A 26389-nucleotide genomic window follows, 5' to 3' on the forward strand; every position below is an offset into this window, starting at 1 on the left:
TTCCAGACCAATATCCTGGCGTTGAACGCCGCGGTGGAAGCCGCCCGTGCGGGCGAGCAGGGCCGGGGTTTTGCCGTGGTGGCCGGGGAAGTGCGTTCCCTGGCGGGGCGCAGCGCCGAGGCGGCCAAGGAAATCAAGGCCCTGATCACCGCCAGCGTGAGCAATGTGGAATCGGGCTCGCAGCAGGTGGAGCAGGCCGGCCAGAGCATGCAGGAGATCGTGCAGAGCGTGCGCCGTGTCAGCGATCTGATTGGCGAAATCACAGCCGCCTCGCTGGAGCAGCGTGACGGTATCGGCCAGGTCAACAGTGCCATCGGTAACCTGGACCAGATGACCCAGCAGAACGCGGCGCTGGTGGAGGAGTCCACGGCCGCGGCCACGGCCATGCGCGAGCAGGCCCAGCGCCTGGAGCAGGTGGTGGCGGTGTTCAACGTGGGCCAGGAGGGCCTGGTGCGCAGCGCTGCGGCGCCGCGCCCGGCCCCGGCTGCAACGGTGGCTGCACCCCGCGTGCAGGCGCCTGCGGCGCGCCCCGCCGCAGTGGCGGCACCCAGGGCCAAGCCGGCCGCTGCGGTGGCTGCAGCACCGGCATTGGCGCAGGCGCCCGCAGCCAAGTCCGAGGGCGGAGCGCTGCGTCGCCCCGGTGTGGCCCACTCCGCGACGGCGGACGATGGGGACTGGGAAAGCTTCTAAGCCTGGGCTCTCCAGCCTGTGGGGCCATCCTGCCGCGCAGCACCCTGTCATGCCCAGCCATGGTGCGTGGTGGGGGCTGGTCGCTCTCGGGTGTAGGCTGCCGGGTACAAACCCGCAAGAAACCGGGCCGCTGCCTGCACAATAGCGGCAGTTTCTTGAGGTTTGCATGCCTGTTCCGCTCCAGCCCGTACCCCACCCGCAGCGCACGCTGCTGCACAACGAGATCCATGCCCGTCCGGCCGAGCCCATTCATGCGCCGGCGGCCATCACCCATGTGGTCATGCTCACGGACCCCGCCCAGCGCGAGGCCAGCCGTGCGCACCTGGCCGCGCTGATGCGCGACCACCACCAGACCGGACCCGACGGGGAAACCACCCATCTGCGGGTGGACCTGGGGACTTTTCGTCTGCGCTGGGAGCTGCACACCGAATTCGTCACCTGGACTTTCATGGTGCCGCTGGAGCCCGGCGTGCCACTGGACACCCGCACGCCACCGACGGCCATCGAACAGGTGCCGCAGGCCTGGTTTGCCAAGTTGCCCGGCCTGTGCCTGAGCAGTGTGCACCTGTGGATCGTCAAGGACGCGCAGTGTGCAGGCCAGGGCATCAAGGGGCTGGTGTTGCAGATGCTGAACGAAGACACGCTGGCCGGATCCGTGGTGCACGTCGGGCACACGGAGGTGTGCACCGACTTCGCCATACACGCCGACGGTTATTCGCGCATGCTGGTCAAGCCCTCCGATCACATCAGTGCGCGCCGCCTGGGTCGTCTGGTGCAGCGCCTGCTGGAGATTGAAACCTACCGCATGTCGGCCTTGCTGGGTCTGCCTGTGGCACGCCATGCTGCAGCGGTGCTGGCGACGGCCGAGAAAGAACTGGCTGATCTGGCCCAGGCCATCCGCGAGGCGGACCGCGAGTCCGAGCCCGTGCTGCTGGACCGGCTGACCCGGCTGGCAGGCCAGGTGGAGAGCGAGTACGCCGCGACCCATTCGCGCTTTTCGGCCAGCCGTGCCTATTTTGAGCTGGTGGACAAACGCATCCATGACCTGAACGAGCAGCGCCTGTCGGGCTTGCTGACCATCCACGAATTCATGGACCGCCGGCTGTCACCCGCACGCAGCACCTGCGAATGGGCTACGCACCGCCAGAATGCCCTGTCGCAGCGGGTTTCACGCGTCAGCAATCTGCTGCGCACGCGGGTGGAAATCGAACAGCAGCAAAGCAACCAGGCCATCCTGGGCACCATGAACGACCGCCAGGGCATGCAGCTCAAGCTGCAGTCCACGGTGGAAGGCCTGTCCGTGGCCGCCATCACCTACTACATCACCGGCCTGATTGCCTACCTGGCCAAGGGTGCGCAAAAGCTGGGCTGGCCGCTGTCCCCCGAGATTTCGGCGGCCGTGGCCATCCCCGTGGTGGCGTTCAGTGTCTGGTGGTCGCTGCGCCGTCTGCACCACAAGCTGTTCAACGGAAAGCACTGACGCACAGGCCGCAGCCCTGCCCGGCTGCCAGCCTGTCGTGGCCAAGGGCGCTGGCGTGCATGGCGTGGGCGGTCTTGTTCACCCACGTCGGCGCGGCAGCGCCGGCAGTGGAAGAATGGCCCCGGCAAGGTGCTGCAACCGGCAGCGCCTCTGGCTGAGGAATGTGAGTGAAAAGTGCCATCTGAGCAGACCTTATCTGCACCAGCAGCCCCCAAAGGGATAGCGGGCGGGCTGCTGCTGGCCACGCTGGGGGCGATTGCCTTCAGCGGCAAGGCCATCATCGTCAAACTGGGTTACCGCTACGGGGCCGATGCCGTGCTGCTGCTGATGCTGCGCATGCTGTTTGCGCTGCCACTGTTTCTGGTCATGGCCTGGTGGGCCGGCCGGGGCAGGCCACCGCTGTCGCGCCGCGACTGGTGGGGTGTGGTGGGTCTGGGCTTCTGTGGCTACTACCTGTCCAGCTACCTGGATTTCGCCGGGCTGCAGTACATCACCGCCTCGCTGGAGCGGCTGATCCTGTACCTCAACCCCACACTGGTGGTGGTGTTCGGCTGGGTGGTCTACAAGCGCGCCATCACCTGGGGCCAACTGGCCGGCATGGGCTTGAGCTATTGCGGCGTGCTGCTGGTCTTTGGCCATGAACTGGGCGCCCAGGGCAGCCATGCGGCCTGGGGTGCGTTCCTGGTGCTGGCCAGTGCGATCAGCTATGCCGTCTATCTGATCTACAGCGGCGAAATGGTGCGCCGCCTGGGCTCGCTGCGCCTGGTGGGTCTGGCCACCAGCGTGGCCTGTCTGTTCTGCATTGCACAGTACTTCGTGGTGCGCGATGTGGCCAGCCTGCAGACCGTGCCACACGAAGTGCTGTGGCTGTCGCTGCTCAATGCCCTGCTGTGCACGGCCGCCCCGGTGCTGATGGTGATGATGGCCATCGAACGCATCGGGCCGGGTCTGACGGCGCAGACCGGCATGATCGGTCCGCTGTCCACCATCTTGATGGGGGTGTGGCTGCTGGACGAAGACTTCAACCGCTGGATGCTGGCGGGAACGGTGTTGGTGGTGGGCGGCATCTTGCTGTTCACCCGCATGGCCCGCAAGCCGCAAGGCTGAGCATCCGGCCCGACAATGGACTTTTGGTAAGCAACAACAAGGAGATTTCCCATGGATCTGGGTATTGCAGGCAAATGGGCGCTGGTGTGCGGCGCGAGCAAGGGCTTGGGTTTTGGCAGCGCCAAGGCACTGGTGGAAGATGGTGTGAATGTGGTCATTAACGCCCGCACCGATGCCGCGCTGCAGGAGGCGGCTGCGCAGTTGCGGGCTGTGGCCACGCAATGGGCCGGCACGACAGGCCGCAAGGCGCCTGAGGTGCTGGCGGTGGCCTGCGACATCACCACCGAAGCCGGTCGTGCGGCCGTATTCAGTGTGCCGGGCGGCCCGGGCAAGGACTACGACATCGTGGTGACCAACGCCGGTGGTCCCCCTCCGGGCGACTTCCGCAACTGGGACCGCGATGCCTGGCTCAAGGCCGTGGACGCCAATATGCTGACCCCCATCGAGCTGATCAAGGCCACGGTGGATGGCATGGCTGCGCGTGGCTTTGGCCGCATCGTCAACATCACCTCCAGCGCCGTGAAGGCGCCCATCGATATCCTGGGCCTGTCCAACGGCGCACGCAGCGGCCTGACCGGCTTTGTGGCGGGTGTGGCGCGTTCCGGCATTGCCGCCAAAGGGGTGACCATCAACAACCTGCTGCCTGGCAAGTTCGACACCGACCGCCTCAAGACCACTTTTGCGGCCAATGCCGGCAAGAGCGGCAAAACCGTGGATGAAGTGCGCAAGGCGCAAGAAGCCATGGTGCCAGCCAAGCGCTTCGGCACGCCCGCTGAATTCGGTGCGATCTGCGCCTTTTTGTGCAGCCAGCATGCCGGCTATATGACCGGTCAGAACATTCTGGCTGACGGTGGCGCCTATCCGGGCACTTTCTGAGATAGTGGCTGCAAGTCGAGCCTGGGAGCCCGGCCTGCAGCTGCCTATCACGGCGACCGGCTCCGCCGGTCGCCAGACATCTCCTGACGGGCAGGGGCATTGACCCAATTGCACTGCGCTTGTCACATGATGTAACCCAAGGCGTGGCGATGGCTTGGGTGGTATGTCTCCAGGGTGCTGCGAAGAAGTGAAGCGGGCTTGTCCCGCAGGTTTCTCCCCCTCGAACGGATTGGATGCATGCTGTCCCCTGATCGCCACGGTTTCCCGGTTGCACCTTGCTCCGCCGCATTGCGCGTTGCGGGCGGACGCTGAGCCATGGAAAGAATCCCTCGGCTTCCACGCCATGCCGCGCGGGTGGTGTGGTCCAGTGTGCTGGCCCTGGTGGCGGTGTTGCTGGTGGGGGCGCTTTGGCTGCTGCAAGACATGCACACCAGCACCCGCGAGGAAAGCGAGCAGCGCCTGACGCGCTTTGTGCAAGGCGCGCAGAACGCCCTGAACCGGTCAATGAGTGCCATCGATATGTTGCTGACCGGTGTGGACGACATGCTGCGCCTGAATGGTGCCCCGCTGTCCGAGCAGGATCCCGCCTACCTGCAGCAGGTGCTGCAGCTGGCGGCCAAGCAAAATGCGCTGATCAGCTCCATCGTGGTGGTCAAGTCCGATGGCAAGGTGCTGGCAGCGGCCGACAACCTGGGCAATTACCGTGTGGTGCGCATTCCGCAGAACTGGCTGCAGACGGTGGCGCAAACTCCCGAGCGTGAACGCATGCTGCACATCAGCATGCCGGATGAAAGCTGGGCGCAGGTCCGTACCTTGCACATTGCCCGTTACCTGAACAGCAGCCAGGGAGGCGAGCATTACCTGGTGGTGGCCCAGGTGCCGGTTTCCAGCTGGGTGGGGCTGCTGATGCAGGGCACCGCGCTCAAGAACCTGGAAGTGACGCTGGAGCGTGCCGATGGCACCCTGGTGCTGCGCGTGCCGCTGGAAAGCAGCGCCCGCCTGCAGGCCGATGCCCCGCCCCTGGACCGCTATCTGCACCAGGGCGTGCAGCAGGCCGCCTCGCGCCTGGACGGCGCTCCGAGCCTGCTGGAAGCCGTGCAGCTCAATTACGACCAACTGCGGCTGACGGCGGCCTTGCCGATGTCGACCGTGCTCGGCCAGTGGTATGGCACGCGCGATGCGGTGCTGGCCGGGGTGGTGGTGTTTTCCCTGCTGCTGCTGGCGGGCGCGGGCATGATGCAGGTGTACATGCGGCATATGCAGCGTGCCCAGCAGCGGGTGATGGAGTCGGAAGCCACGCTGCACCGCGCCATGGATTGCATTGCCGCGGGCTTTTTGCAGCTGGACGATGCGATGCAGGTCGTGCACTGGAACCAGCGGTATGCGGAAATGTTTCCCTGGCAGCTGACCGCACTGGTGCGTGGCTGTCTGTGGCGCGATGTGCTGATCTCGGCGGAAGGCAGTGGCGCAGACGCAGCGCTGCACAGCGAGGTGATCCAGCTGCGCCGCATGCTGGCGGCATGGGAAGACGGGGATGAGAGTGGCAGCGAACTGGCCACCGCCTCGGGACTGACGTTGCAACTGAGCCAGCGGCGCACGCCCGATGGTGGGCGGGTCATCACCTGCGAGGACATCACGGCCATCCGCCTGGCCTCGGCCGAGATCGAGACCCTGGCTTTCTACGATCCGCTGACGGGGTTGCCCAATCGCCGCCTGCTGCTGGACCGTCTGGGCCAGGCCACGCACCTGGCCCAGCGCGCGGGCTGGCTGGGGGCGCTGATTTTTGTGGACCTGAACAAGTTCAAGGTGCTCAACGATACCCAGGGCCATGAAATGGGCGACCTGCTGCTGCAGGAGGTGGGGCAGCGTCTGCATGCGTCCATCCGTGCCTCCGATACCGTGGCGCGCCTGGGTGGGGATGAATTCGTGATCATGCTCTGCGACCTGCCGGGCAATATGGACGAAGCCGGCAAGCTGACCAAGAAGATTGCAGAGAAAATGCTGCGCCGTCTGGCCGAACCCTATGTGCTGGGGTCCTATGTGCACCGCTGCTCCGCCAGCCTGGGCGTGACCTTGTTTGGCAATGCACAGGTGGAGGTGGGCGAGCTGCTGAAGCAGGCCGACATTGCCATGTACCAGATCAAGACCCAGCAGGGTGCGGGGGTCTGCTTCTTCGAACCCCATATGCAGGAGGTCCTCAGCGCGAGGGCACAGCTGGAGGCGGATCTGCGCTATGGCATCGCGCACGACCAGTTTGTGCTGCATTACCAGCCGCAGTTCATGTCCGACGGCAGCATCGACGGCATCGAAGCCTTGGTACGCTGGGAGCATCCCGAACAGGGCATGGTGCCGCCAGGGCAGTTCATTGCCGTGGCCGAAGACAGCGAGCTGATCGTGCAGATCGGCCAATGGGTGCTGCACACGGCTTGCCAGCAACTGGCGCGGTGGCAGAACCACCCGCGGCTGGTGGGCATCCACCTGGCAGTGAATGTGAGTGCGCGCCAGTTCCGTCAGCAGGATTTTGTCTCCCAGGTGCTGCGCGCCATCGCCGAGAGTGCGATCCCCTCCAGCCTGTTGAAGCTGGAGCTGACGGAGACGCTGGTGATCGACGACATGGAAGACTCCATCGCCAAGATGAGCGAGTTGCGCTCGGCCGGTGTCCGATTCTCGATGGACGATTTCGGGACAGGACAGTCTTCGCTGTCCTATCTGACACGGCTGCCGCTGAGCCAGCTGAAGATCGACCAGTCCTTTGTGCGCCACCTGGGTGAGCGCCATACCGACGATGTGGTGGCCCAGACCATCATCGGCATGGCCCACAACCTGGGCCTGACGGTGATTGCCGAAGGCGTGGAGCTGCAGTCGCAATTCGATAGCCTGGTGCGCTTTGGCTGCCAGCGTTTCCAGGGCTATTTCTTCAGCCGGCCCCTGCCGGTGGCCGACCTGGAGCGCTTTGTGGAGCAGATGCCGGCCAGGCAGCCCTCCATGCTGGGCAACGGCGCAGCGCTGGGGCTGGGCCGGCACATGGAAGCTTCAGCGCCGGGAGGAGACGACGATGCCGCCCACGATCAGGAGGAAAGCCACGCCGTGGTAGACATGGGGCAGCTCGGCCAGCACCAGGGTGGAGAGAATGGCGGTGAAGACCGGGATCAGGTTGGCAAAAAAGCCGGCCACGGCCGGACCGGCACGTGAGACTCCCACGCCCCAGAAACGGTACGCCAGAATGGCCGGGCCCAGGGCGATGAAGAGCAAGGCGCCGGCCAGTGGCAGGCTCAGCTGCAGATTCATGTGGCCCAGCGCCAGTTCGCCGCTGGCGAACAGGGCCGACCAGCCCAGGCCGAAGACCAGCTGGGCCATCAGAAAGCCGGCCCAGTCGCCCCGGATGCTGGTGGGCTCCCGGGTATCGGCCAGCATCCAGCTGTAGAGCGACCACAGAATGGTGGCCAGCAGCACGAACACATCGCCCGGCACCAACTGCAGGCTCAGCAGCTGGCGCAGGTCTCCGCGGCTCAGCACCACCGCCACACCCAGCACCGACAGTGCCGCGCCCAGCATCTGGCGCAGCGAAATGCGCGCACCAAAGCAGAGTCGGCCAATCACCAGCATCCACACCGGCATGCTGGAGCCCACCAGGGTCACATTGATGGGCGAGGAAGTCTGCAATGCCAGGTACAGCAGCGCGTTGTAGCAACCAATCCCCACCAGCCCCAGCAGGGCATAGCGACGCCAGTGCGGCCACAGTGCACTGCCACGCCGCAGCACGGACCAGCTCCAGGGCAGCAACAGGGCAAAGGCCAGTACCCAGCGCAGAAAGTTCAGTGTGAACGGAGAGATCAGGTCGTGGACCATGCGGCCCACAATGGCATTGCCAGCCCAGAGCAATGGCGCTGCCGTCAGCATGGCAGCCGTGCCCAGTGTCAACGGTGAAGTCATAGGGGCCCCATGGTAGCGCCGTTGCGACAGGCCGCAGGGCCGGGCGTGGCAGCATGTGAGGCGTGGGGGCATCGCGTTTTGCTGGCAGCGGGCATGCCCGTGGCGGCGGCGAGTGCCCTGCCGAAGCGTTTAGAGTGTGTGCCAATTCCAAGGAGATGCCATGAAATCCCGTGTCGTGCAGATCACCCACAACGGTGGTCCGGAGGTGCTGCAACTGGTGGAGCAGGAGGTGCCGGCACCGGGCGCCGGGGAGGTGCTGCTGCGCCACCATGCGGTGGGCCTGAACTTCATCGATGTCTACCAACGCTCGGGCCTGTACCAGTTGCCGCTGCCGCTGAACCTGGGCATGGAGGCCGCCGGCGTGGTGGAAGCCGTGGGACAGGATGTGAAGCACCTGAAGGTGGGGGACCGCGTGGCCTATGCCAGCCACCCGCCCGGCAGCTACAGCGAGCGCCGTGTGATGCCGGCCACCCATGTGTGCCATCTGCCCGATGCCATCAGTTTCGAGACCGGTGCCGCCATGATGCTCAAGGGCATGACGGCCCAGTACCTGCTCAAGAAATGCCGGCCGGTGGAAGGCATCCAGCCCGGGGATTTCGTGCTGTTCCATGCGGCGGCCGGTGGCGTGGGACTGATTGCCTGTCAGTGGGCCCGGGCGCTGGGCCTGCAGCTGATTGCCACCGCAGGATCTGATGAGAAATGTGCGCTGGCGCTGGCCAATGGGGCCGTGCACGCTATCAATTACAGAAGCGAGAACTTTGCCGAGCGGGTGATGGAGATCACCGAAGGGCAAGGGGTGAAAGTGGTCTACGACAGCGTGGGCAAGGACACCTGGGAAGGCTCGCTGGCCTGCCTGCGGCGCTTTGGTCTGATGGTCAGCTTCGGCAATGCCTCCGGGCCGGTGGCGCCTTTTGCGCCGGCTGTGTTGGCCACCAAGTCGCTGTATGTGACGCGCCAGACCCTGTTTGCCCATATGCACAGCCGGGAAGCCACGCAGGCCATGGCGGACGATCTGTTCCATGTGGTGTCCAGCGGGCTGGTGAACATCCACATCGACCAGCGCTACCCCCTGGCCGATGTGGAGCAGGCCCACCGGGACCTGGAAGCGCGCAAGACCACCGGCTCCAGCATCTTGACGCTGTGAGCGGCCTGCACATGCCGGCCGGAGCTGGAACGCAATGGGTGCAGCCGCTGCGGGAGGCCAGCCGGCAGCCGCCGCAGGCTCCGCGCTGGCCGCTGTGGTGCAATGGCCAGCGCATCGGCAGTGTGGCCGAAGCGGTGTTCGATGCGGCCCAGGCCACGGTTTGGGCCCGGCAGCAGGGCTTTGTGCTGGAGGCTGCCACGGTGCAGGGCGCACAGGCCTGGCAGTTGCAGGCCGACGATCCCACGGCGGCACTCAATGCCATGGCGCAACTGCTGCGCACACAGGGGCGCTGTGGCCCCTGGCGCAATGAGCAACTGGATGTGCATGGCCAGGACGGTGCGCTGGTGGCCACGGTGGAACGCGGCGCCGTGCGCGTGCTGGGCGTGGCCACGCAGGCGGTGCACCTGCTGGGCTCTGCCCCGGACGGGCGCATGTGGGTGCAGCAGCGCGCACTGAACAAACCCACGCACCCGGGCAAGTGGGACACGCTGATGGGGGGGATGGTCTCAGCCGGTGACAGCCTGCAGACCGCGCTGGCACGCGAAACGCAGGAGGAAGCCGGCCTGGACCTGGCTCCGCTGCAGCAGCTGCGCCGGGGCGGCCAGGTGGACTTTGCCTGCCCCAGTGAAGAAGGTGGCGATGGTACAGGCTATATGCTGGAAAGTATCCAATGGTTCCATGCCGTGGTGCCGAAGGGCGTGCAACCGCAAAACATGGACGGGGAAGTGGCGCAGTTCCAGTGCATCACGCCGCAGCAACTGCAGGCCTGGCTGCTGCAGGACTGCTTCACGCCTGAAGCCAGTCTGATTTTGGCCGACTACCTGGGCTGGTAGCCGCCGGAACGCGGTGCAAAAAAAGGCGCCCGGGGGGCGCCTTTTTTATGTCTGCGGACGGATCCCGTCGGGCGCTTACTTTGCCACCGGCTCGCGCAGCCGGCTGGGCGCCAGTGCACCGGTGGACTCCAGGATCGGGTAGGCCACGGAGCACAGCAGCGAGTTGATGCGCTTCAGGTCGCTGATCAGGTCGATGTGCAGCGAGCTGGTCTCGATGCTGGGCACGGTGTTGTCAGCCAGGCGGTTCAGGTGGGTGGCGGAGTAGGCCAGCTCCAGGTCGCGGAAGCGTGCTTTCTCTTCCAGCAGCTTCTGTGCCTCCCGCGGGTTGCCGTTCAGGAACACGCTCATGGCCAGGCGCAGATTGCTCAGCAGGTGCTCGTGCAGCTGGCTGATCTCCTGCTTGCCAGCTTCCGAGAAATGGCGGCCCTTCTTGATCTTCTTGTCCTCGATTTCCTGCAGCACGCGCTCGATGATGTCGCCGATCTGCTCCATGTTGATGGTGAAGCTGATGATTTCCGTCCAGCGCTGGCCTTCGCGTTCGTCCAGCTCGGCGCGCGAAATCTTGGTCATGTAGTACTTGATGGCGGAATACAGGTCGTCCACCGTGTCTTCCAGCTTGCGCACCTCGTGCGAAAGTTTGGCGTCATCGCTCTCCACCACTTTCTGCAGACCGATCAGCATGGACTCCACCACATCGGCCTGGTGCAGCGCTTCGCGTGCGGCGCAGCTGATGGCCAGCGAAGGGGTGGACAGGGCCGAAGGATCCAGGTGGCGCGGGCGCAGCAGGCTGCCGGCGCTGTGGTCGGCAGGCTTGGGCAGCAGGTTGGACACCCAGCGTGCCACGGTCTGGGTCAGGCCGATGAAGCACAGGCTGTTGAAGATGTTGAACGCCAGGTGAAACAGCACCACATTCTGGCCCGCGCCGGGAATGTGGGGCTGGGCATAAGTGACCCACAGGCCCATGAACGGCGCCACGATGGCCACGCCCATGATCTTGAACAGCATATTGCCCACGGTGACCTGGCGCACCTCGATGGCGGCCTTGGCGGTGGTCAGCACCGCTACCATGCCGCTGCCCAGGTTGGCGCCCAATGTCAGGCCCAGGGCCACGTCCAGCGGAATGGCACCGGAGCTGGCCATGGCCGCAATCAGCAGCACGATGGCCAGGCTGGAATAGGCCAGCACCGCCAGCACGGCGCCCAGCATCAGTTCCAGAAAAATGTCGCTGCTGACCGAGGCCAGCAAGGTGCGCACGGTGGCAGATTCCAGCAGCGGTTCGGTGGCTTCCACCACCAGGCGCAGTGCCAGCAGCATCACGCCCAGCCCGATCAGCACCCGGCCAATGCGTCCCGGCGTGGTGTCCTGCCGGGTGATGAACAGCACCACCCCGACAAAGATGAACAGCGGAGACAGCCAGGACAGATCGAAGGAGAACAGCACCGCCATGGCGGCCGTGCCCACATCGGCGCCGCGCATGACCGCCAGGGCAGCAGGCAGCGGAATCAGGCCCTGGCCGACAAAGGCCGAAGTCATCAGCGAGGTGGCCGTGCTGGACTGTACCAGGGCCGTCACGCCCAGGCCCGACAGGGCCGCCGTGAAGCGGTTGCGCATGCTGTGGGCCAGCAGATTGCGCAGGTTGGCGCCGAACACGCGCAGCACACCTGTGCGCACCATATGGGTGCCCCAGACCAGCAGGGCCACAGCAGCCAAAAGATTGAGTAAGTGCTTCATGAACGGTTCGCTAGGAAGCGAACTAATATAACCCTGAGACCCGGTGTTGGACACCGGGTGGCCATCGATAGCGCACCAGGCAGTGCGGGATAGGAATATTTTAGAAAAAAAACGAAACAAAAAGAATGGGTACTAACGGCACCCCATCCAACCTGTGCGTTGCGTCTGCCTGACAAGCATTTCTTGTACCTGAAACGCTAGCACGATCGCCTCTGTCTGTGGGCGCTGGCGGCGCTCCGATCTGTTGCGTGGCAGACACCCGGCGGTCCGTACGAGACCCTTGAAAAGCAAACCCCTCGCAGCGGGAGGCCGGGAGGGGTGAGCGGGAGGCCGGCGGCGTGTGGCTTACATGCCGCGTTTGGCCCGGCGGCTGCGCAGGATTTCGTCCAGGATCAGGCAGGCGGCCCCCACGCTGATGCCGACGTCGGCCACGTTGAAGGCGGGAAAGTGGCTGCTGCCCCAGTAGAAGTCCAGAAAGTCCACGACATAGCCGTGCTGCAGGCGGTCCACCACATTGCCTATGGCGCCGCCCAGGATGCTGGACAGCGCAAAGCAGAACAGCTTGTCGCCGGGGTGTTTGTGCAGCTGCCAGACGATCAGCAGCGTGGCCACCACGCCGATGCCGACGAACAGCCAGCGCTGCCAGCCGCTGCCGTCGGCCAGGAAAGAAAACGCCGCGCCGGTGTTGTGGGCGCGCACGATGTTGAAGAAGCCGGTGATGGGCGTCCAGTCGCCCAGCTGGTAGACATCCAGAATCCACTGCTTGGTGATCTGGTCCAGCGCAATGATAGCCAGTGCCCAGGCCAGCCAGGGCCAGATGCGGGCGGTGCGCAAAGCAAGGGGTGCGGTCATGGCAATCGGGGATCCTGTGAAACTCAAAAAATCATAGCTGCCAGTACTATCACCACATGAATTCCAGGTGGATTTGGTCCCGGATCCATGGATGTCCTTGCCCGCGCAGCTCCTGTCTTTGCATCAAAGCACACCGCCCACGGAGGCGTGGGCGGTGTGAGGGGGGATGCGGCAGTTTAGGCCTTGCTGCGCACTTCGCCGCTGCCGTGCAGATTGCTGTCGCAGCGGCCGCACAGCGTGGGATGGGCGGGGTTCACGCCCACATCATCGCGGTAATGCCAGCAGCGCTCGCACTTGGAGGCTTCCGACGGAGTGACGGCCACGGCCAGCGCATCGCCTGCCACCGCCCGGGCGGCCGAGGTGATGAGCACGAACTTCAGGTCGTCGGCCAGCGACTGCAGCAGGGCCAGGTCTTCGTGCTGGGCCGAGATGGTGACTTCGGCCTGCAGCGACGCCCCGACCTTGCCTTCCACGCGCACGGCTTCGATGTCCTTGTTGACCACGTCGCGGATCTCGCGGATGCGGGTCCACTTGGCCAGCAGGGCGGCATCGCCTTCGGGCAGTTCGGTGAACTTCTCCAGGTAGATGGTTTCGCTGTGGCCCACGATCTTCCAGGCTTCTTCGGCCGTGAAGGACAGGAACGGCGCCATCCAGCGCAGCAGCGCCTGGGTGATCTGGTGCAGTGCGGTCTGGGCCGAGCGGCGGGCCAGGCTCTTGGGGGCCGTGGTGTAGAGGCGGTCCTTGAGCACGTCCAGGTAGAAGCCGCCCAGGTCTTCCGAGCAGAACAGCTGGATTTTGGCGACCACGGGGTGGAATTCATAGACCTGGTAGTGGCCGATGATTTCCTTTTGCAGCTGCGCGGCGCGGGCCAGGGCGTACTGGTCGATTTCCAGCAGGTCCTCATAGGCCACGCTGTCGGTGGCCGCATCGAAGTCGCTGGTGTTGGCCAGCAGGAAGCGCAGCGTGTTGCGGATGCGGCGGTAGGCATCGACCACGCGGGCCAGGATCTTGTCGTCGATGCCCAGGTCGCCCGAGTAATCGGTCGAAGCCACCCACAGGCGGATGATTTCGGCCCCCATCTTGCCGCTCACGTCCTGCGGAGCAACGGTGTTGCCCAGCGACTTGGACATCTTCTTGCCCTGGCCGTCCACGGTGAAGCCGTGGGTCAGCAGACCCTTGTACGGGGCGCGGCCGAAGATGGCGGAGGCCAGCAGCAGCGAGGAGTGGAACCAGCCGCGGTGCTGGTCATGGCCTTCCAGGTACAGGTCGGCTTCCGGGCCCTGGTCGTGGTGCATGTCGGCGTGGGTGCCGCGCATCACATGCCAGAAGGTCGAGCCGGAATCGAACCAGACTTCCAGGATGTCGGTGCTCTTGGTGTAGTGCTTGGCTTCTTCCGCGCCCAGGATGTCTTCCGCGCTCACGCGGCTCCAGGCCTCGATGCCGCCTTGCTCCACCATGTCGGCCGCCTGGTCGAGGATCTCCATGGTGCGGGGGTGCAGCGCGCCCGTGTCCACATGCAGGAAGAAGGGGATGGGCACGCCCCAGGAACGCTGGCGCGAGATGCACCAGTCGGGACGGCCGGCGATCATGGCGCGCAGGCGGTCCTGACCGTTTTCGGGATAGAAGCTGGTGTTGTCGATGGCTTCCAGTGCGATCTGGCGCAGGGTCTTCTCGGGCTTCTGCGCGGGGTCGGTGAACACGCCTTCGCCTTCATCCATGCGGATGAACCACTGTGCGGCCGCACGGTAGATCACCGGCGTCTTGTGGCGCCAGCAGTGTGGGTAGCTGTGGGTCAGGTGGGTGGTGTCCATCAGACGGCCTGCGACCTTCAGGGCGTCCAGGATGACGGGCACGGCCTTCCAGATGTACTGGCCGCCGAACAGGGGCAGATCTGCCGCGTACACGCCATTGCCTTGCACGGGGTTGAGGATGTCCTTGTAGCCCATGCCGTTGTGCATGCAGGAGTTGAAGTCATCCACGCCGTAGGCCGGTGCCGAGTGCACGATGCCGGTACCGTCGTCCGCCGTGGCGTACTCGGCCAGGTAGACGGGGGAGATGCGGTCAAAACCCTTGTCCACATGGGCCAGCGGGTGCTTGAAGGGCATGTGGTCCAGCACCTTGCCTTGCGCGGTGGCCACCACCTGGCCGGTGATGTTCCAGCGCGCCAGGCACTTTTCCACCAGGGCCGAGGCCACGATCAGCAGGCCGCGTTCGGTATCGACCAGGCTGTATTCCAGATCGGGGTTGACGTTGAGCGCCTGGTTGGCAGGGATGGTCCAGGCCGTCGTCGTCCAGATAACGATGAAGGCGTCCTTGTCCAACTGGGGCAGGCCGAAGGCTGCGGCCAGCTTGGCAGTATCTGCAGCGGGGAACATCACGTCCAGCGTCTGCGACTGCTTGTCCTGGTATTCGATCTCGAACTCGGCCAGCGAGGAGGCGCAGTCAAAGCACCAGTACACCGGCTTCAGGCCGCGGTAGACAAAGCCACGCTCCATCACCTTCTTCAAGGCGCGCAGCTCCAGCGCCTCGTTGGCGTAGTTCATGGTCTTGTAGGGATGGTCCCAGTCGCCCAGCACGCCCAGGCGCTTGAAGTCCACCATCTGCTGCGCGATCTGCTCGGTGGCGAATGCGCGGCTCTTGGCCTGCATCTCGTCACGGGGCAGGTTGCGGCCGTGCAGCTTCTCGATGGCGTTCTCGATGGGCAGGCCGTGGCAGTCCCAGCCCGGTACATAGCGGGCGTCATAGCCTTCCAGCTGGCGGCTCTTGACGATCATGTCCTTCAGGATCTTGTTGACGGCGTGGCCGATGTGGATCTTGCCGTTGGCGTAGGGCGGGCCGTCGTGCAGGATGAACATGGGCGCGCCGCGGCGCGCCGCACGCAGCTTCTGGTACGTGCCCTGGTCTTCCCATTCCTTGGCCCAGCCCGGCTCGCGCTTGGGCAGGTCGCCGCGCATGGGGAATGGGGTGTCGGGCATGTTCAGCGTGGCGCGGTAGGCGGACGCTTCGGGCTTGTTGGACTTCGAATCAGACATGGAAAACCTTGAAAGCAGGGCAAGGCCATGGCCGGCGCGTTGGCGTCGCGGCCAGGACGTGAATGGGATGCAGGTGCCCGAAGCGCTGCCGCGCCCAGGCTGGGACGGCGAGCGTCAAATTCGGTCGCGCGTGGTCTGGCGACGGGTTTCGGTGTAGGAAGACGCGGGAATGGACGCAAAAAACGCGCATGCGTCATCGCAGTCCTTGGCGATGCCTGCTGTCAGGGCATCGAGACTGTCGTACTTCAGCTCGTCGTGCAGTTTGTGCAGAAGTTCCACGCGGATGATTTTACCGTAGGCGCCTTCGCCACCCAGATGGGTAGGCCAATCCAGACAATGTGTCTCCAGCAGCACACGGCCGCCGTTGACGTCGTTCGGGTCCAGCGAGGGGCGCACCCCCAGGTTCGCCACGCCGCGCAGCGGCTGTGCATCCAGGCCGTGCACCAGCACCGCAAAGATGCCGCTGGCCGCCGGTTTCCAGTGGTCAAAGCGCAGATTCAGGGTGCGAAAGCCATCGGCCGCCCCGGCCTTGGACTCCGCCAGCTGTCTGCCCAGCTTGCGGCCATGGACCACATGGCCGGAGATGGTGTAGGGGTGGCCCAGCAGCTTGGCCGCCTGCGGCATGTCGCCGGCCGCCAGTGCCGCCCGCACCGTCGTGCTGGAGACGCGCTCGCCATGCACCTCGTAACTGTTCATGCGGGCCACATCAAAGCCCTGGGCCTGACCGGCGGCATCCAGCATGGCGTAGTCGCCGGCCCGTTTGCTGCCAAAGCGGAAATCATCGCCCACCAGGATGTACTGGGCACCCAGACCCTGTACCAGCACGTTCTGGATAAAGGCCTGGGGGGACTGGCCGGCCAGCGCATCGTTGAAAGGCAGTACCACCGTCTGGTCCACGCCGCAGATGGCCAGCTGGCTGAGCTTGTCGCGCAGCGTGCCCACCCGGGCCGGTGCCAGATCAGGCTTGTTCAGCTTTTGCGCGAAGTAGTCGCGCGGATGCGGCTCGAAGGTCAGCACGCAGGTGGGCAGGTCGCGTTGCGCGGCTTCGGCACGCAGCAATCCCAGCATGGCCTGGTGGCCACGGTGCACCCCATCAAAGTTACCAATGGTGACCGCGCATGCGGGGGCACGATCGGGGTGCTGAAGGCCTCTGAAAATCTTCATGGGAATGCTTTGTTTTTCATAGCGCGCGGCGCTTTCCAATTCAGCACAGGATGGCTGTCTGACAGTGAAAGCGAGTATATTGCTATCCATAGGGCATGCCTGTCGCATGCCTTATCGGCTTGCCGCGAAACCCGTCCTGGACGTTGACGTTCATTCGAGGAGGTGCATCGTGAAGGTTCTGAAGCTGTCCGCCCACGGACTTCCCCAGTCATGGATCAGCCTGGAGGAGGCCGTGCTGCACTACGCCGCCGATGAGGTCCGCTGGGAATCGGGCGCGCAGATCGCGGTGTTCCGCGGGGGCCACAACGCGCACACCGGCGAGCAGTCGGTGATCTACATCAACAGCATCATCGGCACCAAAGGCATTCCGCGCATCAACCCGCATGCGCTCAAGCCCGGCCTCACCAACAGCAAGCTGTTTGCCCGTGACCGCCACCTGTGTGCCTACTGTGGCCGGGTCCACGACGAGCGCGACCTGACGCGCGAGCACATCGTGCCGTTTGCACAGAAAGGCCAGGACCATTGGATGAACGTGGTCACAGCCTGCCGTGCCTGCAACCACCGCAAAGGGCCGCGCACGCCGGAGCAGGCCCGCATGCCGCTGCTGTATGCACCCTACACCCCCAGCCTGTGGGAGGACTTCATCCTGCGCAATCGCCGCATCCTGGCGGACCAGATGGAGTTTCTGCTGGCCCATGTGCCCAAAAGCTCGCGCTGGGCGCTGTAGCCGCAGTGCCGGGGCCCGGATGTGCGGCCTTATCTCCACGGGGCGGGCAGGGTCGCCAGTCCTGGCCCCCACCGCAGACCTTGCTCCGGAGGAAAAGCGCATGCCATGGACAGAGAATTTTCGGCATTTGCCGAAATGGTCGGTTGTACTGTGGTGCAATTGGGGTTTACCCTCGATCGCCTGCTGCGCATGATCGTCCGCGACCGCCCCACCGGCTTCAACCTTTTCCTCATCCTGCGCGGCTCCGTGCTGCAACGTATCCGCTGGGTGCTGTGCCTGAACATTGTGCTGGCCGTGCTGGTCACCTATGCACATGGCAATCTGTTCGATCTCAAGATCACCGTCACGCCGATCCCGTTCACGCTGATCGGCTTGCCTTTGGCCATTTTTCTGGGCTTTCGCAACACCACGGCCTACAACCGCTTCTGGGAAGGGCGCAAGCTCTGGGGCGAGCTGGTGATCTGCGCCCGCACGCTGTCGCGCCAATGCCAGAACTTCATCCGCGTGCCTGTGGTGCTGGACCCCCGCAACCGCGTGGGAGATGTGCGGGTGCGCATGGTGCACCGTGCGATTGCCCATGCGCATGCGCTGCGTTCCCAGCTACGCGGTCACCAGGACGACGGGGCACTGGAACGCTGGCTGACGGCCGAGGAGTGGTTTGCCATGCGCAACCACCCGCTGAATTTCCGTGCCGATGCCTTGATGCTGGCCAACGGCCATGACCTGAGCGACTGCCTGCGCAAGGGCTGGATCGACCCGGTGCTGGCCGCCCAGATCGACAAGACCTTCACCGCCATGACGGCTGCGGCCGCTTCCTGCGAACGCATTCGCCACACGCCGATTCCGTTTTCGTACATGCTGCTGCTGCACCGCACGGCCTATATGTACTGCTTTCTGCTGCCGTTCGGTCTGGTGGACACCACGGGCTTCATGACGCCGTTCGTGGTGGGCATCGTGGCCTACACCTTCTTCGGTCTGGACGCGCTGGGGGACGAGCTGGAAGAGCCCTTCGGCGTGGAGAGCAACGACCTGCCGCTGGATGCCTTCTGCCGCAGCATCGAAATCAGCCTGTGCCAGTCGCTGGGGGATGCCGAGCCGCCACAGCCGCTGCAGCCGCTGGAGTACCGGTTGACCTGAAGGACGAACTCCTTCTTGCCGGAATAAAAAAACGGACCCCAAGGGGTCCGTGCCAAAAGCGGCCGGAGGGCTGCGCCATGCAGCACCGGCCGCGAGGGATGCCGGTGGCGCTGGGCTTATTCCATTACGCCTGCGGTCTCGCGCATGCGCGCCGACACTTCACCCAGGTGGTGCAGGCTGTCGCCGTATGTCATCTCCAGTTGGGTCAGCTTCTTGAAGTGGTGGCTGATGATGTATTCGTCCGTCACGCCGATGCCGCCATGCAGCTGCACGGCCTGTTGGCCCACATAGCGCATGGATTGGCCCAGTTGCACGCGGGCGCGGGCGATGGAGCGGCGGCGGGCCTCCGCCGGCTGGCCCAGTTGCAGGCTGGCGTAGTAGCTCATGGAACGGCCCAGTTCCAGCTGCATCTTCATATCGGCGGAGCGGTGGCGCAGGGCCTGGAAGCTGGCGATCGCCACACCGAACTGCTTGCGCTGGTTCAGGTAGTCCGCGGTGGTCAGCAGGGCCTGCTCCATCACGCCCACGGCTTCGGCGCAGACGCTGGCGCTGCCCACGTCCACCGCCAGTTCCAGCGCGGCCAGACCGTCGGTGGTGACCAGGGTGGCAGGGCTGCCGTCGCACTGCAGCTCGGCGGCACGGCTGCCGTCCTGGGTGCCATAGCCCTGGGTGCGCACGCCGTCTGCCGAGGCTTCCACCAGGAACAGCGCCTGCTGGCCGTCCAGCAGGGCGGGCACCAGAAAGGCATCGGCCTTGTCGCCGATGGGCACGATGCTCTTGCGGGCGGTCACGGCATAGCCCGCACCGTTCCTGGTGGCCTGGGCCTCGCAACGGTCGAGGCGGTAGCGTGCCCGGCGTTCCTGCAGGGCCAGTACCACGATGGACTCGCCGGCCGCAACGCGCGGCAGCCAGTGGGCCTGCACGGCTTCGGGGGCAAACTGGCCGAGCACGGCACCGGTGATGAAGGCCTGGGCCAGGGGCTCCAGCACCATGCCGCGGCCGAGTTCTTCCATCACCACCATGGCGTCAATCGCACCCAGGCCCAGGCCGCCATGCGCTTCGGGTACGGTCAGTCCCGTCAGTCCCAGATCGGCCAGTTCGGTCCAGGTGTCGCGTGAAAAGCCACCGGCCTTCACCGCCGCACGGCGGTGCTCGAAGGAGTAGGCCTTGTCCACCCAGCGACGCACGGCATCACGCAGTTGCTGCTGGTCTTCGGAAAAATTGAAATCCATAAATCTCTCCTGGTGCTGTCATCCCGGGCGGCGCCGCCGTATCGGGTGTCCAGCAAAGCTCTGTCTGGAGCCCCCTCCCCGAGGGGGCGTGGGGGAGCCGTCCTGCTGTGTGCAGCGCGGATGGCAGTAGGGCATCAGCCGAGCACCGTCTGCGCGACGATGTTGCGCTGCACTTCGTTGGAGCCCCCGTAGATCGTGGTCTTGCGCATATTGAAGTAGCTGGATGCCAGCGGGGCCAAGCCCACCGTGCCTCCGGGGAAGTCGCCCTGCCAGCCGGCTTCCATGGCTTCGTGTACCAAGGGCAGGCTGTAGGGGCCGCCGGCCAGCATCAGCAGCTCGGTGTAACGCTGCTGGATCTCGCTGCCCTTGATCTTCAGCAGACCGGCAATGTCCAGCGGGTTCTTGCCGCTCTTTTCGGCCGACAGCACGCGCAGCACCAGCATCTCCAGTGCTACCACGTCCACTTCCAGCAGGGCGATCTGGTCGCGGAAACGCGGGTCTTCCCACACGCCCTCGGCCCGGGCCACGCGCTTGAGGCGTTCCAGTTCACGCTTGGCGCGGTTCACGTCGGCAATATTGGTGCGTTCGTGCGCCAGCAGGTGCTTGGCGTAGGTCCAGCCCTTGTTCTCTTCCCCGATCAGCTGGTCGGCAGGCACCTTCACATTGTCAAAGAAGACTTCGTTGACTTCGCATTCGCCATCCAGCAGTTTGATGGGGCGCACCGTGACGCCAGGCGACTTCATGTCGATCAGCAGGAAGCTGATGCCGGTCTGTGGCTTGCCTTCGTTGCTGGTACGCACCAGATTGAACATCCAGTCGCCATGCTGGCCCAGCGTTGTCCAGGTCTTCTGGCCGTTGACGATGTAGAAGTCACCCTGGCGCTCGGCGCGCGTCTTGACGCTGGCCAGGTCCGAACCCGATCCCGGCTCGCTGTAGCCCTGGCTCCACCAGACTTCGCCGCTGGCAATGCCGGGCAAAAAGCGCTGCTGCTGCGCTGGCGTGCCAAAGGCCTGGATCACCGGGGCCACCATCACCGGCCCGAAGGGCACGATGCTGGGGGCGCCGGCCTTGGCCAGTTCTTCGGCGAACAGGTGCTTTTGCACAGCGGTCCAGCCGGGGCCGCCAAATTCCTTGGGCCAGCCATAGGCCAGCCAGCCCTTTTTGCCCAGGGTCTTGGCCCAGCCCTGGATGTCGTCGCGCGTCAGGCGCAGGCCTTCGCGGACCTTGCGGGCGGCGGCGGGGTCCAGGTGCTCGTGTATCCAGGCGCGGACTTCCTCGCGGAAGGCCTGCTCTTCGGGCGTGAATGCCAAATCCATGCTGCGGTCTCCTTGTAATGCAAGGTTTTTAGCATGGTCGTTCGCTGCCGCCATGTCGGGGCGGCGACAGCCTAGGGTGAGTCCGGAGTCAGATTTCGGCTGGCGGGTTCTGCTCTGCAGAATCCGTGCTGCTGAGAGGCACCGGTGCTTCCACCCCCAGGGCGGTGCACAGCTGCTGCACGGTGGCGCGCAGCAGCGCCACTTCGGCTTCCAGTGCGGCCAGGCGCTGGGCGGTGGCGCTGTCGGGCGGAGTGGCACTGCCGGCTTCACTGGTCACAGCCAGGGCGCTGACATCCACCTCTCCGCACAGCAGGTGCGCCCAGCGTGCTTCCCGGGCGCCGGGTGCGCGCGGCAGCAGCACCACCAGCGGACCGCCTTTTTCGTCGCTGCGGTCGCGCAGCTCTTCCAGGAAGGCCTCGACCGAGCCGATGTCGGCAAAGCGGTGCCAGCGCTCGGTGTTGATGCGCAGCTCGCCCGCCGTCTGCGGGCCGCGCAGCATCAGCAGGCCCAGGATGGCGCTGGCCTGGCTGGGCACGCCCACCACCCGCTCGAAATTGTGCTCCCAGCGTGTGGCGCGCTGGCCGCTGGCTTCCATTACCAGGTGGCGCTGGCGCAGCTCGTCCAGGGCGGCCTGGATTTCGCCTTCGCTCAGTTGCATCACCGGAGCGCGGCTGGTCTTCTGGTTGCAGCCCGACTGCAGGCTGTTCACCGTGAGCGGATAGCTGTCCGGTACGGTGCGGGCTTTCTCCATCAGCGTGGCAAGCACACGGGCGGCGTGGGGCGACAAAGGCTGAGTGCGGTGGTCGAATGGCATGGCTGGGATAATTCGCAGGAAATGAAAAACATCGTGATTTTGATCTCTGGCGGCGGCTCCAACATGGCAGCCATCGTTCGGGCCGCCCAGCAACAGGAGTGGGCGCGCCGTCTGGACGCCCGCGTGGCCGCCGTCATCAGCAACAAGGCCGATGCCCAAGGCCTGGTTTTTGCCCGTGAGCATGGCATTGCCACGGCCGTGCTGAACCACAAGGATTTCGACAGCCGCGAAGCGTTTGATGCGGCGCTGGCCCGGCAGATCGACAGCCATGAACCGGCGTTGGTGGTGCTGGCTGGCTTCATGCGCATTCTCACGCCCGGATTCGTGAACCACTTTGCCGGGCGGCTGCTGAATATCCACCCTTCGCTGCTGCCGGCATTTCCGGGCTTGCATACGCACCAGCGTGCCATCGAGGCGGGCTGCAAGTTTGCCGGCGCGACCGTGCACCAGGTGACGGCCGAGCTGGATGTGGGGCCCATTCTGGACCAGGCCGTGGTGCCGGTACTGCCGGAGGACACCCCCCAGACCCTGGCCGGGCGGGTGCTGACGCAGGAACACATCATCTATCCGCGTGCCGTGGCGCACTTTCTGCGCCATCTGTAACGGCGGTGGTCGGGAGGCTCCCCGTCTGCAACCCGCTTCCATCGACCACGTTGTGCCCCAGGTCCACCACCGGAGGCGGGGCTTCGTTCCCCCACGCCGCTCACCCGCGGCGCAGAGGGAAGCCATAACTCAGACCGTATAGCTGTAGGTGCTGCGGGCTGCGGCGGGTTCGCCGCTGGCAGCCTGGTAGGCACGGTGGGCGGTGTCCAGCAGGGCGCTGCGGGTATTCTGGGTCCAGCTCTCGGCGGATTGCTTGAGCTGATCGACCATGTTGAGGGCCGCATCGGCGGCGTCTTCGGCGGCGCCAGCCAGGCGTTCAGCCAAGGACACGGTGCCGTCTTCATTGGTGTCCAGCTCGTCGTAGACGGTGGTGGTCGAGCCCCCTGCGCCTGCGGCTCCCCCGACACCGCCGGCTGCAGCCGTGCCCGTGCTGTCGCTGTCGGAATCCGTGCTGGCGCTGGCCTGGGCAGGCGGTGGGGGCGGCATGCCGCCGGCGTTCTGGGGGCGGGCGGCATCGAATTCGGCCTGGCTCAGGCTGCCGTCGTCGTCGCTGTCGAGTTGGCTGAACAGGGCCGCCGCGTCTTCCTCGCTGACGCTCTCCTGGCCGTTCATCTTCTGCAGCAGCGCCGTCAGTTCGTCGCTGCTCACATCGCCACTGCCGTCGCTGTCCACCTTGCTGAACAGGTCATCGCTCTGGCCCGCGCCGCGCGATTGCGCGAAATCCATGGTGGAGCGGGGTGGCGGCAGCATGCTGGGCAGTGCAGCTTCCAGCTCGTCGGTGCTCAGACTGCCGTCCCCGTTGCTGTCGCTGCTGGACAACAGGTCCTTGGCGCTGCTGCCACCGGATTGGCCGGTGCGGCTGCCGATGTCATCCATCAGCGACTGCAGCTCGGTCTTATTCAGGCTGCTGTCGCCGTCGGCATCAAAGTCGGCCGAGAGTTTTTCTGCGAGCTTGGCGCTTTGCTGGCTGCGCTGGCTCTGTATCGCAGAACTCCACGCATTGCTGCTGCCCAGACTGGAAATGCTGGTCATGGGAGGTCCTTTCAAGAAGATCCAGCCCGCCAGCGGCCTGCATGCCCTCTGCCGCAGACATGGCTGCGAGGTGAACCGCTGCACATGCTGAGGCCGCCGCGTAAACCGTTGTTGTCCTGTTTGTACGGCGGCCGCTACAAAGCGCGTTGTAAGCCCCTGAACTGTCTATGGGGCATCCGTTCTTTCCTCCCATACCAAGCGAAGCACGTCCTTACACTGGCCTCCTGTTGACGCGGAAATGCAAGGAGTGAGCGCGCGATGTACCGAATCTTGGTGGTGGATGACGATGAAGAGATTACGACGCTGCTCAGCCAATACATGGAGCGTTTTGGCTTTGAGGTGCATGTGGCCAGCGATGGCGCCAGCATGCACAGCCAGCTCAAGGCCCATGCCATCGATCTGGTGGTGATGGATGTGATGCTGCCCGGTGTCGACGGCCTCACCTTGGCCCGGTTGCTGCGCCAGCAATCGCAGATGCCCATCATCATGCTGACCGCGCGTGCCGAATCCTATGACTGCGTGGTGGGGCTGGAGCTGGGCGCCGACGATTACATGGGCAAGCCCTTCGAGCCGCGCGAGCTGGTGGCCCGTATCCACAGTGTGATGCGCCGCCAGGCCACGGCCCAGGCCGATACCAGCCAGGCTGCGAATGTGCGTTTCGATGCCTGGACCTTGCAGCGCCTGGAGCGCCAGGTGGTAGACCCGCAGGGCACGGTGGTGCCGCTGTCGTATGCGGAATACCGTTTGCTGTGCACCTTGCTGGAAGCGCCACGCCGTGTCTTCAGCCGCGAGCAACTGCTGGAGCAGGCCCGGGGCCGCAGCATGGACAGCCTGGACCGCAGCGTGGACCTGCTGATCTCACGCCTGCGCCACAAGCTGGGTGAGGACGGGCCCTCGCTGATCAAGACCGTACGGGGGGCAGGCTATATGCTCGACGCCCGCCAGATCCAGGCCTGCGTGGCATGAGTCCGGTGTCTGCACCTGCCGCTGACGGGCAGGGGCCTGCTGCCATGCCGTCGCAGGCGGATGCCGACGCGGCCATGGGGCCGGCCGCTGCGCCCAGCGTGGCGCCACCGGCACTGGGCGGGACTGAACGGCTGCGCAGGTTGCTGCAGCGGCTGCGGCGCGGGCCGGACACGCTGTTCGGCCGGCTGGCCTGTCTGCTGGCCGTGGTGGTCGTGGCCAGCCATCTGCTGGCGCTGTCGCTGATGTTCGAGCTGCGCGGACCTCCGCCGCCCCCGCCACAGCCGCCGATGCCGCCGCAGCAGGTCCAGGGCGAGACCCTGAGCAGCCCCATCACCGTGACCAACGAGAAATCCTATGTGGTTCGCCGTGGACTGCCGCTGCAATTGCAGCCTGAAGGGCGGCCGTTGCCGCCGCAAAAAGAACCCCAGCGCTCGCTGTGGGCCTTTGTGCTGGACGTGGGCTTTCGCCTGTCGGCGCTGCTGATCGCCACCTGGTTCGGCGCGCGCTGGCTGGCCACCCCCATGCTGCGCCTGGCGGCGGCAGCGCGGGAGCTGGGGCGCAATATCAACCGCCCCCCGCTGCCGGAGACCGGCACCGTGGAATGCCGCGAGGCCAGCCGGGTGTTCAACCAGATGCAGGACCGCATCCGCCAGCAACTGCAGGACCGTGACCGGCTGGTGGCGGCCGTCTCCCACGATCTGCGCACGCCGCTGACCCGGTTGCGCCTGCGTGCCGAGCTGCTGGAGGACCAGCACACCAACCTGGAATTCCAGCGCGACATTGCGGAGATGGACGCCATGATCCAGGACACCCTGGACTATCTGCGCGGCCAGGCCCAGGCCACGCCCATGGTGCGCGTGCAGGTACAGGCCTTGCTGGAAAGTGTGGTGGACGACCATGAGTTGACGGGGGTGCACATCCCGTTGCGGGGAACGGCCGGGATCATCCAGGCCCAGATCGGGCCGTTGCGCCGCTGTGTGGACAATCTGATTGCCAATGCGCTGCGTTACGGCGGCGGGGCCGAGGTGTTGCTGGAGGAAAGCCCGCTGGGCGTGCGCATCACCGTGCGCGACCATGGCCCCGGCCTGCCCGACGCGGCGTTGCGGCAGGTGATGCAGCCTTTTGTGCGCATGGATGCCTCGCGCCACCGCCACCACGGGGGGGTGGGGCTGGGTCTGTCGATTGCGCGCGATATTGCGCTGCGCCACCATGGCGAGCTGCGCCTGCACAACGCCCACGACGGTGGCCTGTGCGCCGTGCTGGAGCTGCCCTACAGCCAGCCGTGATGCGCGCCATGCGCCTGGCGGCGGCGACCATGGCGTGCCGGGTCGTCACCTGGACGGCGGATGGGGTGCTGTCTGCCGCACCCGCTGTGGCGGCCACGTGCAGGCGGGAATATAAGCGGTCGGAATGTGCTGCGCCTGCGATGCCACAGTTTGATTTTTCGGGCTGGCAGGCATATTCAGGGGGCGTGGAAAATAGGCCTTGCCGAATTATGTGGCGCACACAAGATGGGCCTGAAAATCGGCGCTGATTTTCGATCGACCGCAACCGCCATAAATAGCGGGGATGACATATTGTTTCAAGTCATCTACAAAAAATGGCCTTTGTAGGCGTCTTGCGGTGCTTGTGTACGCAGTTGCTTACGTAAAGAGCAAAAAAAAGTAAAAAAACTGCTTAAGTTTTCACCGCGAGTGCCGAGGGGTGCCTACACTCGCAG

Annotated in this window: 20 protein-coding genes and 1 pseudogene; 12 read left to right on the forward strand and 9 right to left on the reverse strand. The window is 65.2% G+C overall.

Annotated elements, in window-relative coordinates; translation table 11 throughout:
• The 5 genes and pseudogenes from B3349_RS08925 to B3349_RS08945 form a co-directional block, all read left to right on the forward strand.
• On the forward strand, positions 1–690 hold a 690-nt coding region (locus B3349_RS08925; protein ID WP_291588306.1), incomplete at its 5' end, for a methyl-accepting chemotaxis protein.
• Positions 691–856: 166 nt separating this feature from the next.
• Positions 857–2170: a DUF3422 family protein gene (locus tag B3349_RS08930; protein WP_291588307.1), complete on the forward strand. Its 1314-nt coding sequence runs from the start codon at positions 857–859 to the stop codon at positions 2168–2170.
• A 174-nt stretch (positions 2171–2344) separates the two neighbouring features.
• Positions 2345–3277, forward strand: coding sequence for a DMT family transporter (locus tag B3349_RS08935; protein ID WP_291588308.1), 933 nt, complete (start codon positions 2345–2347; stop codon positions 3275–3277).
• 51 nt (positions 3278–3328) lie between these two features.
• Positions 3329–4153: an SDR family oxidoreductase gene (locus B3349_RS08940; protein ID WP_192334306.1), complete on the forward strand. Its 825-nt coding sequence runs from the start codon at positions 3329–3331 to the stop codon at positions 4151–4153.
• Positions 4154–5464: 1311 nt separating this feature from the next.
• Positions 5465–7069, forward strand: a pseudogene (locus B3349_RS08945) (putative bifunctional diguanylate cyclase/phosphodiesterase); the annotation flags it as partial.
• Between the two features lie 117 nt (positions 7070–7186).
• On the opposite strand, the gene B3349_RS08950 reads toward B3349_RS08945, so the two are convergent.
• Complete coding sequence (locus B3349_RS08950; RefSeq protein ID WP_291588309.1) at positions 7187–8086, reverse strand: DMT family transporter; 900 nt, start codon at positions 8084–8086, stop codon at positions 7187–7189.
• Between the two features lie 160 nt (positions 8087–8246).
• On the opposite strand from B3349_RS08950, the gene B3349_RS08955 reads away from it, so the two are divergent.
• Both B3349_RS08955 and B3349_RS08960 read left to right on the forward strand, forming a co-directional pair.
• A complete protein-coding gene (locus B3349_RS08955; RefSeq protein ID WP_291588310.1) occupies positions 8247–9230 on the forward strand; it encodes a quinone oxidoreductase family protein in 984 nt (327 codons plus the stop codon).
• A gap of 11 nt (positions 9231–9241) precedes the next feature.
• Positions 9242–10063 carry an NUDIX hydrolase gene (locus tag B3349_RS08960; protein ID WP_291588645.1) on the forward strand — a complete coding sequence of 274 codons (822 nt, stop codon included), beginning with the start codon at positions 9242–9244 and terminating at the stop codon, positions 10061–10063.
• Positions 10064–10138: 75 nt separating this feature from the next.
• On the opposite strand, the gene B3349_RS08965 is transcribed toward B3349_RS08960, so the two are convergent.
• The 4 genes from B3349_RS08965 to B3349_RS08980 form a co-directional block, all read right to left on the reverse strand.
• Positions 10139–11794, reverse strand: coding sequence for a Na/Pi cotransporter family protein (locus B3349_RS08965; protein WP_066539817.1), 1656 nt, complete (start codon positions 11792–11794; stop codon positions 10139–10141).
• Between the two features lie 345 nt (positions 11795–12139).
• Positions 12140–12646, reverse strand: a complete 507-nt coding sequence (lspA, locus tag B3349_RS08970) for a signal peptidase II (RefSeq protein WP_291588311.1) — start codon at positions 12644–12646, stop codon at positions 12140–12142.
• 176 nt (positions 12647–12822) lie between these two features.
• A complete protein-coding gene (ileS, locus tag B3349_RS08975; RefSeq protein WP_291588312.1) occupies positions 12823–15678 on the reverse strand; it encodes an isoleucine--tRNA ligase in 2856 nt (951 codons plus the stop codon).
• A gap of 114 nt (positions 15679–15792) precedes the next feature.
• Positions 15793–16842 carry a bifunctional riboflavin kinase/FAD synthetase gene (locus tag B3349_RS08980; RefSeq protein ID WP_291588313.1) on the reverse strand — a complete coding sequence of 350 codons (1050 nt, stop codon included), beginning with the start codon at positions 16840–16842 and terminating at the stop codon, positions 15793–15795.
• Positions 16843–17011: 169 nt separating this feature from the next.
• On the opposite strand from B3349_RS08980, the gene B3349_RS08985 reads away from it, so the two are divergent.
• Both B3349_RS08985 and B3349_RS08990 read left to right on the forward strand, forming a co-directional pair.
• Positions 17012–17569 carry an HNH endonuclease gene (locus tag B3349_RS08985; RefSeq protein ID WP_291588314.1) on the forward strand — a complete coding sequence of 186 codons (558 nt, stop codon included), beginning with the start codon at positions 17012–17014 and terminating at the stop codon, positions 17567–17569.
• 189 nt (positions 17570–17758) lie between these two features.
• The gene (locus B3349_RS08990) at positions 17759–18706 is read left to right on the forward strand and encodes a bestrophin family protein (RefSeq protein ID WP_291588646.1); all 948 of its coding nucleotides are present in this window, start codon (positions 17759–17761) and stop codon (positions 18704–18706) included.
• A gap of 116 nt (positions 18707–18822) precedes the next feature.
• Here the strand turns inward: B3349_RS08990 and B3349_RS08995 are convergent, their stop codons facing one another.
• From B3349_RS08995 to B3349_RS09005, 3 genes are all read right to left on the reverse strand, one after another.
• On the reverse strand, positions 18823–19938 hold the full coding sequence (locus tag B3349_RS08995; RefSeq protein WP_291588315.1) for an acyl-CoA dehydrogenase family protein: 1116 nt from the start codon (positions 19936–19938) through the stop codon (positions 18823–18825).
• A 134-nt stretch (positions 19939–20072) separates the two neighbouring features.
• Entirely contained in the window at positions 20073–21254 is a 1182-nt protein-coding gene (locus B3349_RS09000; protein WP_291588316.1) for an acyl-CoA dehydrogenase family protein, read from the reverse strand.
• Between the two features lie 88 nt (positions 21255–21342).
• Entirely contained in the window at positions 21343–22068 is a 726-nt protein-coding gene (locus tag B3349_RS09005) for a YceH family protein (RefSeq protein WP_291588317.1), read from the reverse strand.
• A 21-nt stretch (positions 22069–22089) separates the two neighbouring features.
• Between B3349_RS09005 and purN the strand changes: the two genes are divergently transcribed.
• Entirely contained in the window at positions 22090–22671 is a 582-nt protein-coding gene (purN, locus tag B3349_RS09010; protein WP_291588318.1) for a phosphoribosylglycinamide formyltransferase, read from the forward strand.
• A gap of 129 nt (positions 22672–22800) precedes the next feature.
• Here purN and xopAW read toward each other — a convergent pair whose 3' ends face one another.
• Positions 22801–23703, reverse strand: coding sequence for a XopAW family type III secretion system calcium-binding effector (xopAW, locus tag B3349_RS09015; RefSeq protein WP_291588319.1), 903 nt, complete (start codon positions 23701–23703; stop codon positions 22801–22803).
• A 258-nt stretch (positions 23704–23961) separates the two neighbouring features.
• Between xopAW and B3349_RS09020 the strand changes: the two genes are divergently transcribed.
• Together B3349_RS09020 and B3349_RS09025 are read left to right on the forward strand one after the other, a co-directional pair.
• Positions 23962–24669, forward strand: a complete 708-nt coding sequence (locus tag B3349_RS09020) for a response regulator (RefSeq protein ID WP_066539781.1) — start codon at positions 23962–23964, stop codon at positions 24667–24669.
• On the forward strand, positions 24666–25955 hold the full coding sequence (locus tag B3349_RS09025; protein WP_291588320.1) for an ATP-binding protein: 1290 nt from the start codon (positions 24666–24668) through the stop codon (positions 25953–25955). The genes B3349_RS09020 and B3349_RS09025 overlap by 4 nt, the downstream gene beginning before the upstream one ends.
• Positions 25956–26389 lie beyond the last annotated feature (434 nt).

Origin of the sequence: Comamonas sp. UBA7528, assembly GCF_002479375.1 — a bacterium.
Taxonomy (GTDB): Bacteria; Pseudomonadota; Gammaproteobacteria; order Burkholderiales; family Burkholderiaceae_C; genus Comamonas.

Bases quoted from the DNA above. Each gene is read 5' to 3' on its own strand.
- B3349_RS08930 (WP_291588307.1), top strand. From the start codon at position 857: ATGCCTGTTCCGCTCCAGCCCGTACCCCACCCGCAGCGCACGCTGCTG.
- B3349_RS08940 (WP_192334306.1), top strand. From the start codon at position 3,329: ATGGATCTGGGTATTGCAGGCAAATGGGCGCTGGTGTGCGGCGCGAGC.
- B3349_RS08950 (WP_291588309.1), bottom strand. From the start codon at position 8,086: ATGACTTCACCGTTGACACTGGGCACGGCTGCCATGCTGACGGCAGCG.
- B3349_RS08955 (WP_291588310.1), top strand. From the start codon at position 8,247: ATGAAATCCCGTGTCGTGCAGATCACCCACAACGGTGGTCCGGAGGTG.
- B3349_RS08960 (WP_291588645.1), top strand. From the start codon at position 9,242: ATGCCGGCCGGAGCTGGAACGCAATGGGTGCAGCCGCTGCGGGAGGCC.
- B3349_RS08965 (WP_066539817.1), bottom strand. From the start codon at position 11,794: ATGAAGCACTTACTCAATCTTTTGGCTGCTGTGGCCCTGCTGGTCTGG.
- lspA (WP_291588311.1), bottom strand. From the start codon at position 12,646: ATGACCGCACCCCTTGCTTTGCGCACCGCCCGCATCTGGCCCTGGCTG.
- ileS (WP_291588312.1), bottom strand. From the start codon at position 15,678: ATGTCTGATTCGAAGTCCAACAAGCCCGAAGCGTCCGCCTACCGCGCC.
- B3349_RS08980 (WP_291588313.1), bottom strand. From the start codon at position 16,842: ATGAAGATTTTCAGAGGCCTTCAGCACCCCGATCGTGCCCCCGCATGC.
- B3349_RS08990 (WP_291588646.1), top strand. From the start codon at position 17,759: ATGATCGTCCGCGACCGCCCCACCGGCTTCAACCTTTTCCTCATCCTG.
- B3349_RS08995 (WP_291588315.1), bottom strand. From the start codon at position 19,938: ATGGATTTCAATTTTTCCGAAGACCAGCAGCAACTGCGTGATGCCGTG.
- B3349_RS09000 (WP_291588316.1), bottom strand. From the start codon at position 21,254: ATGGATTTGGCATTCACGCCCGAAGAGCAGGCCTTCCGCGAGGAAGTC.
- B3349_RS09005 (WP_291588317.1), bottom strand. From the start codon at position 22,068: ATGCCATTCGACCACCGCACTCAGCCTTTGTCGCCCCACGCCGCCCGT.
- purN (WP_291588318.1), top strand. From the start codon at position 22,090: ATGAAAAACATCGTGATTTTGATCTCTGGCGGCGGCTCCAACATGGCA.
- xopAW (WP_291588319.1), bottom strand. From the start codon at position 23,703: ATGACCAGCATTTCCAGTCTGGGCAGCAGCAATGCGTGGAGTTCTGCG.
- B3349_RS09020 (WP_066539781.1), top strand. From the start codon at position 23,962: ATGTACCGAATCTTGGTGGTGGATGACGATGAAGAGATTACGACGCTG.
- B3349_RS09025 (WP_291588320.1), top strand. From the start codon at position 24,666: ATGAGTCCGGTGTCTGCACCTGCCGCTGACGGGCAGGGGCCTGCTGCC.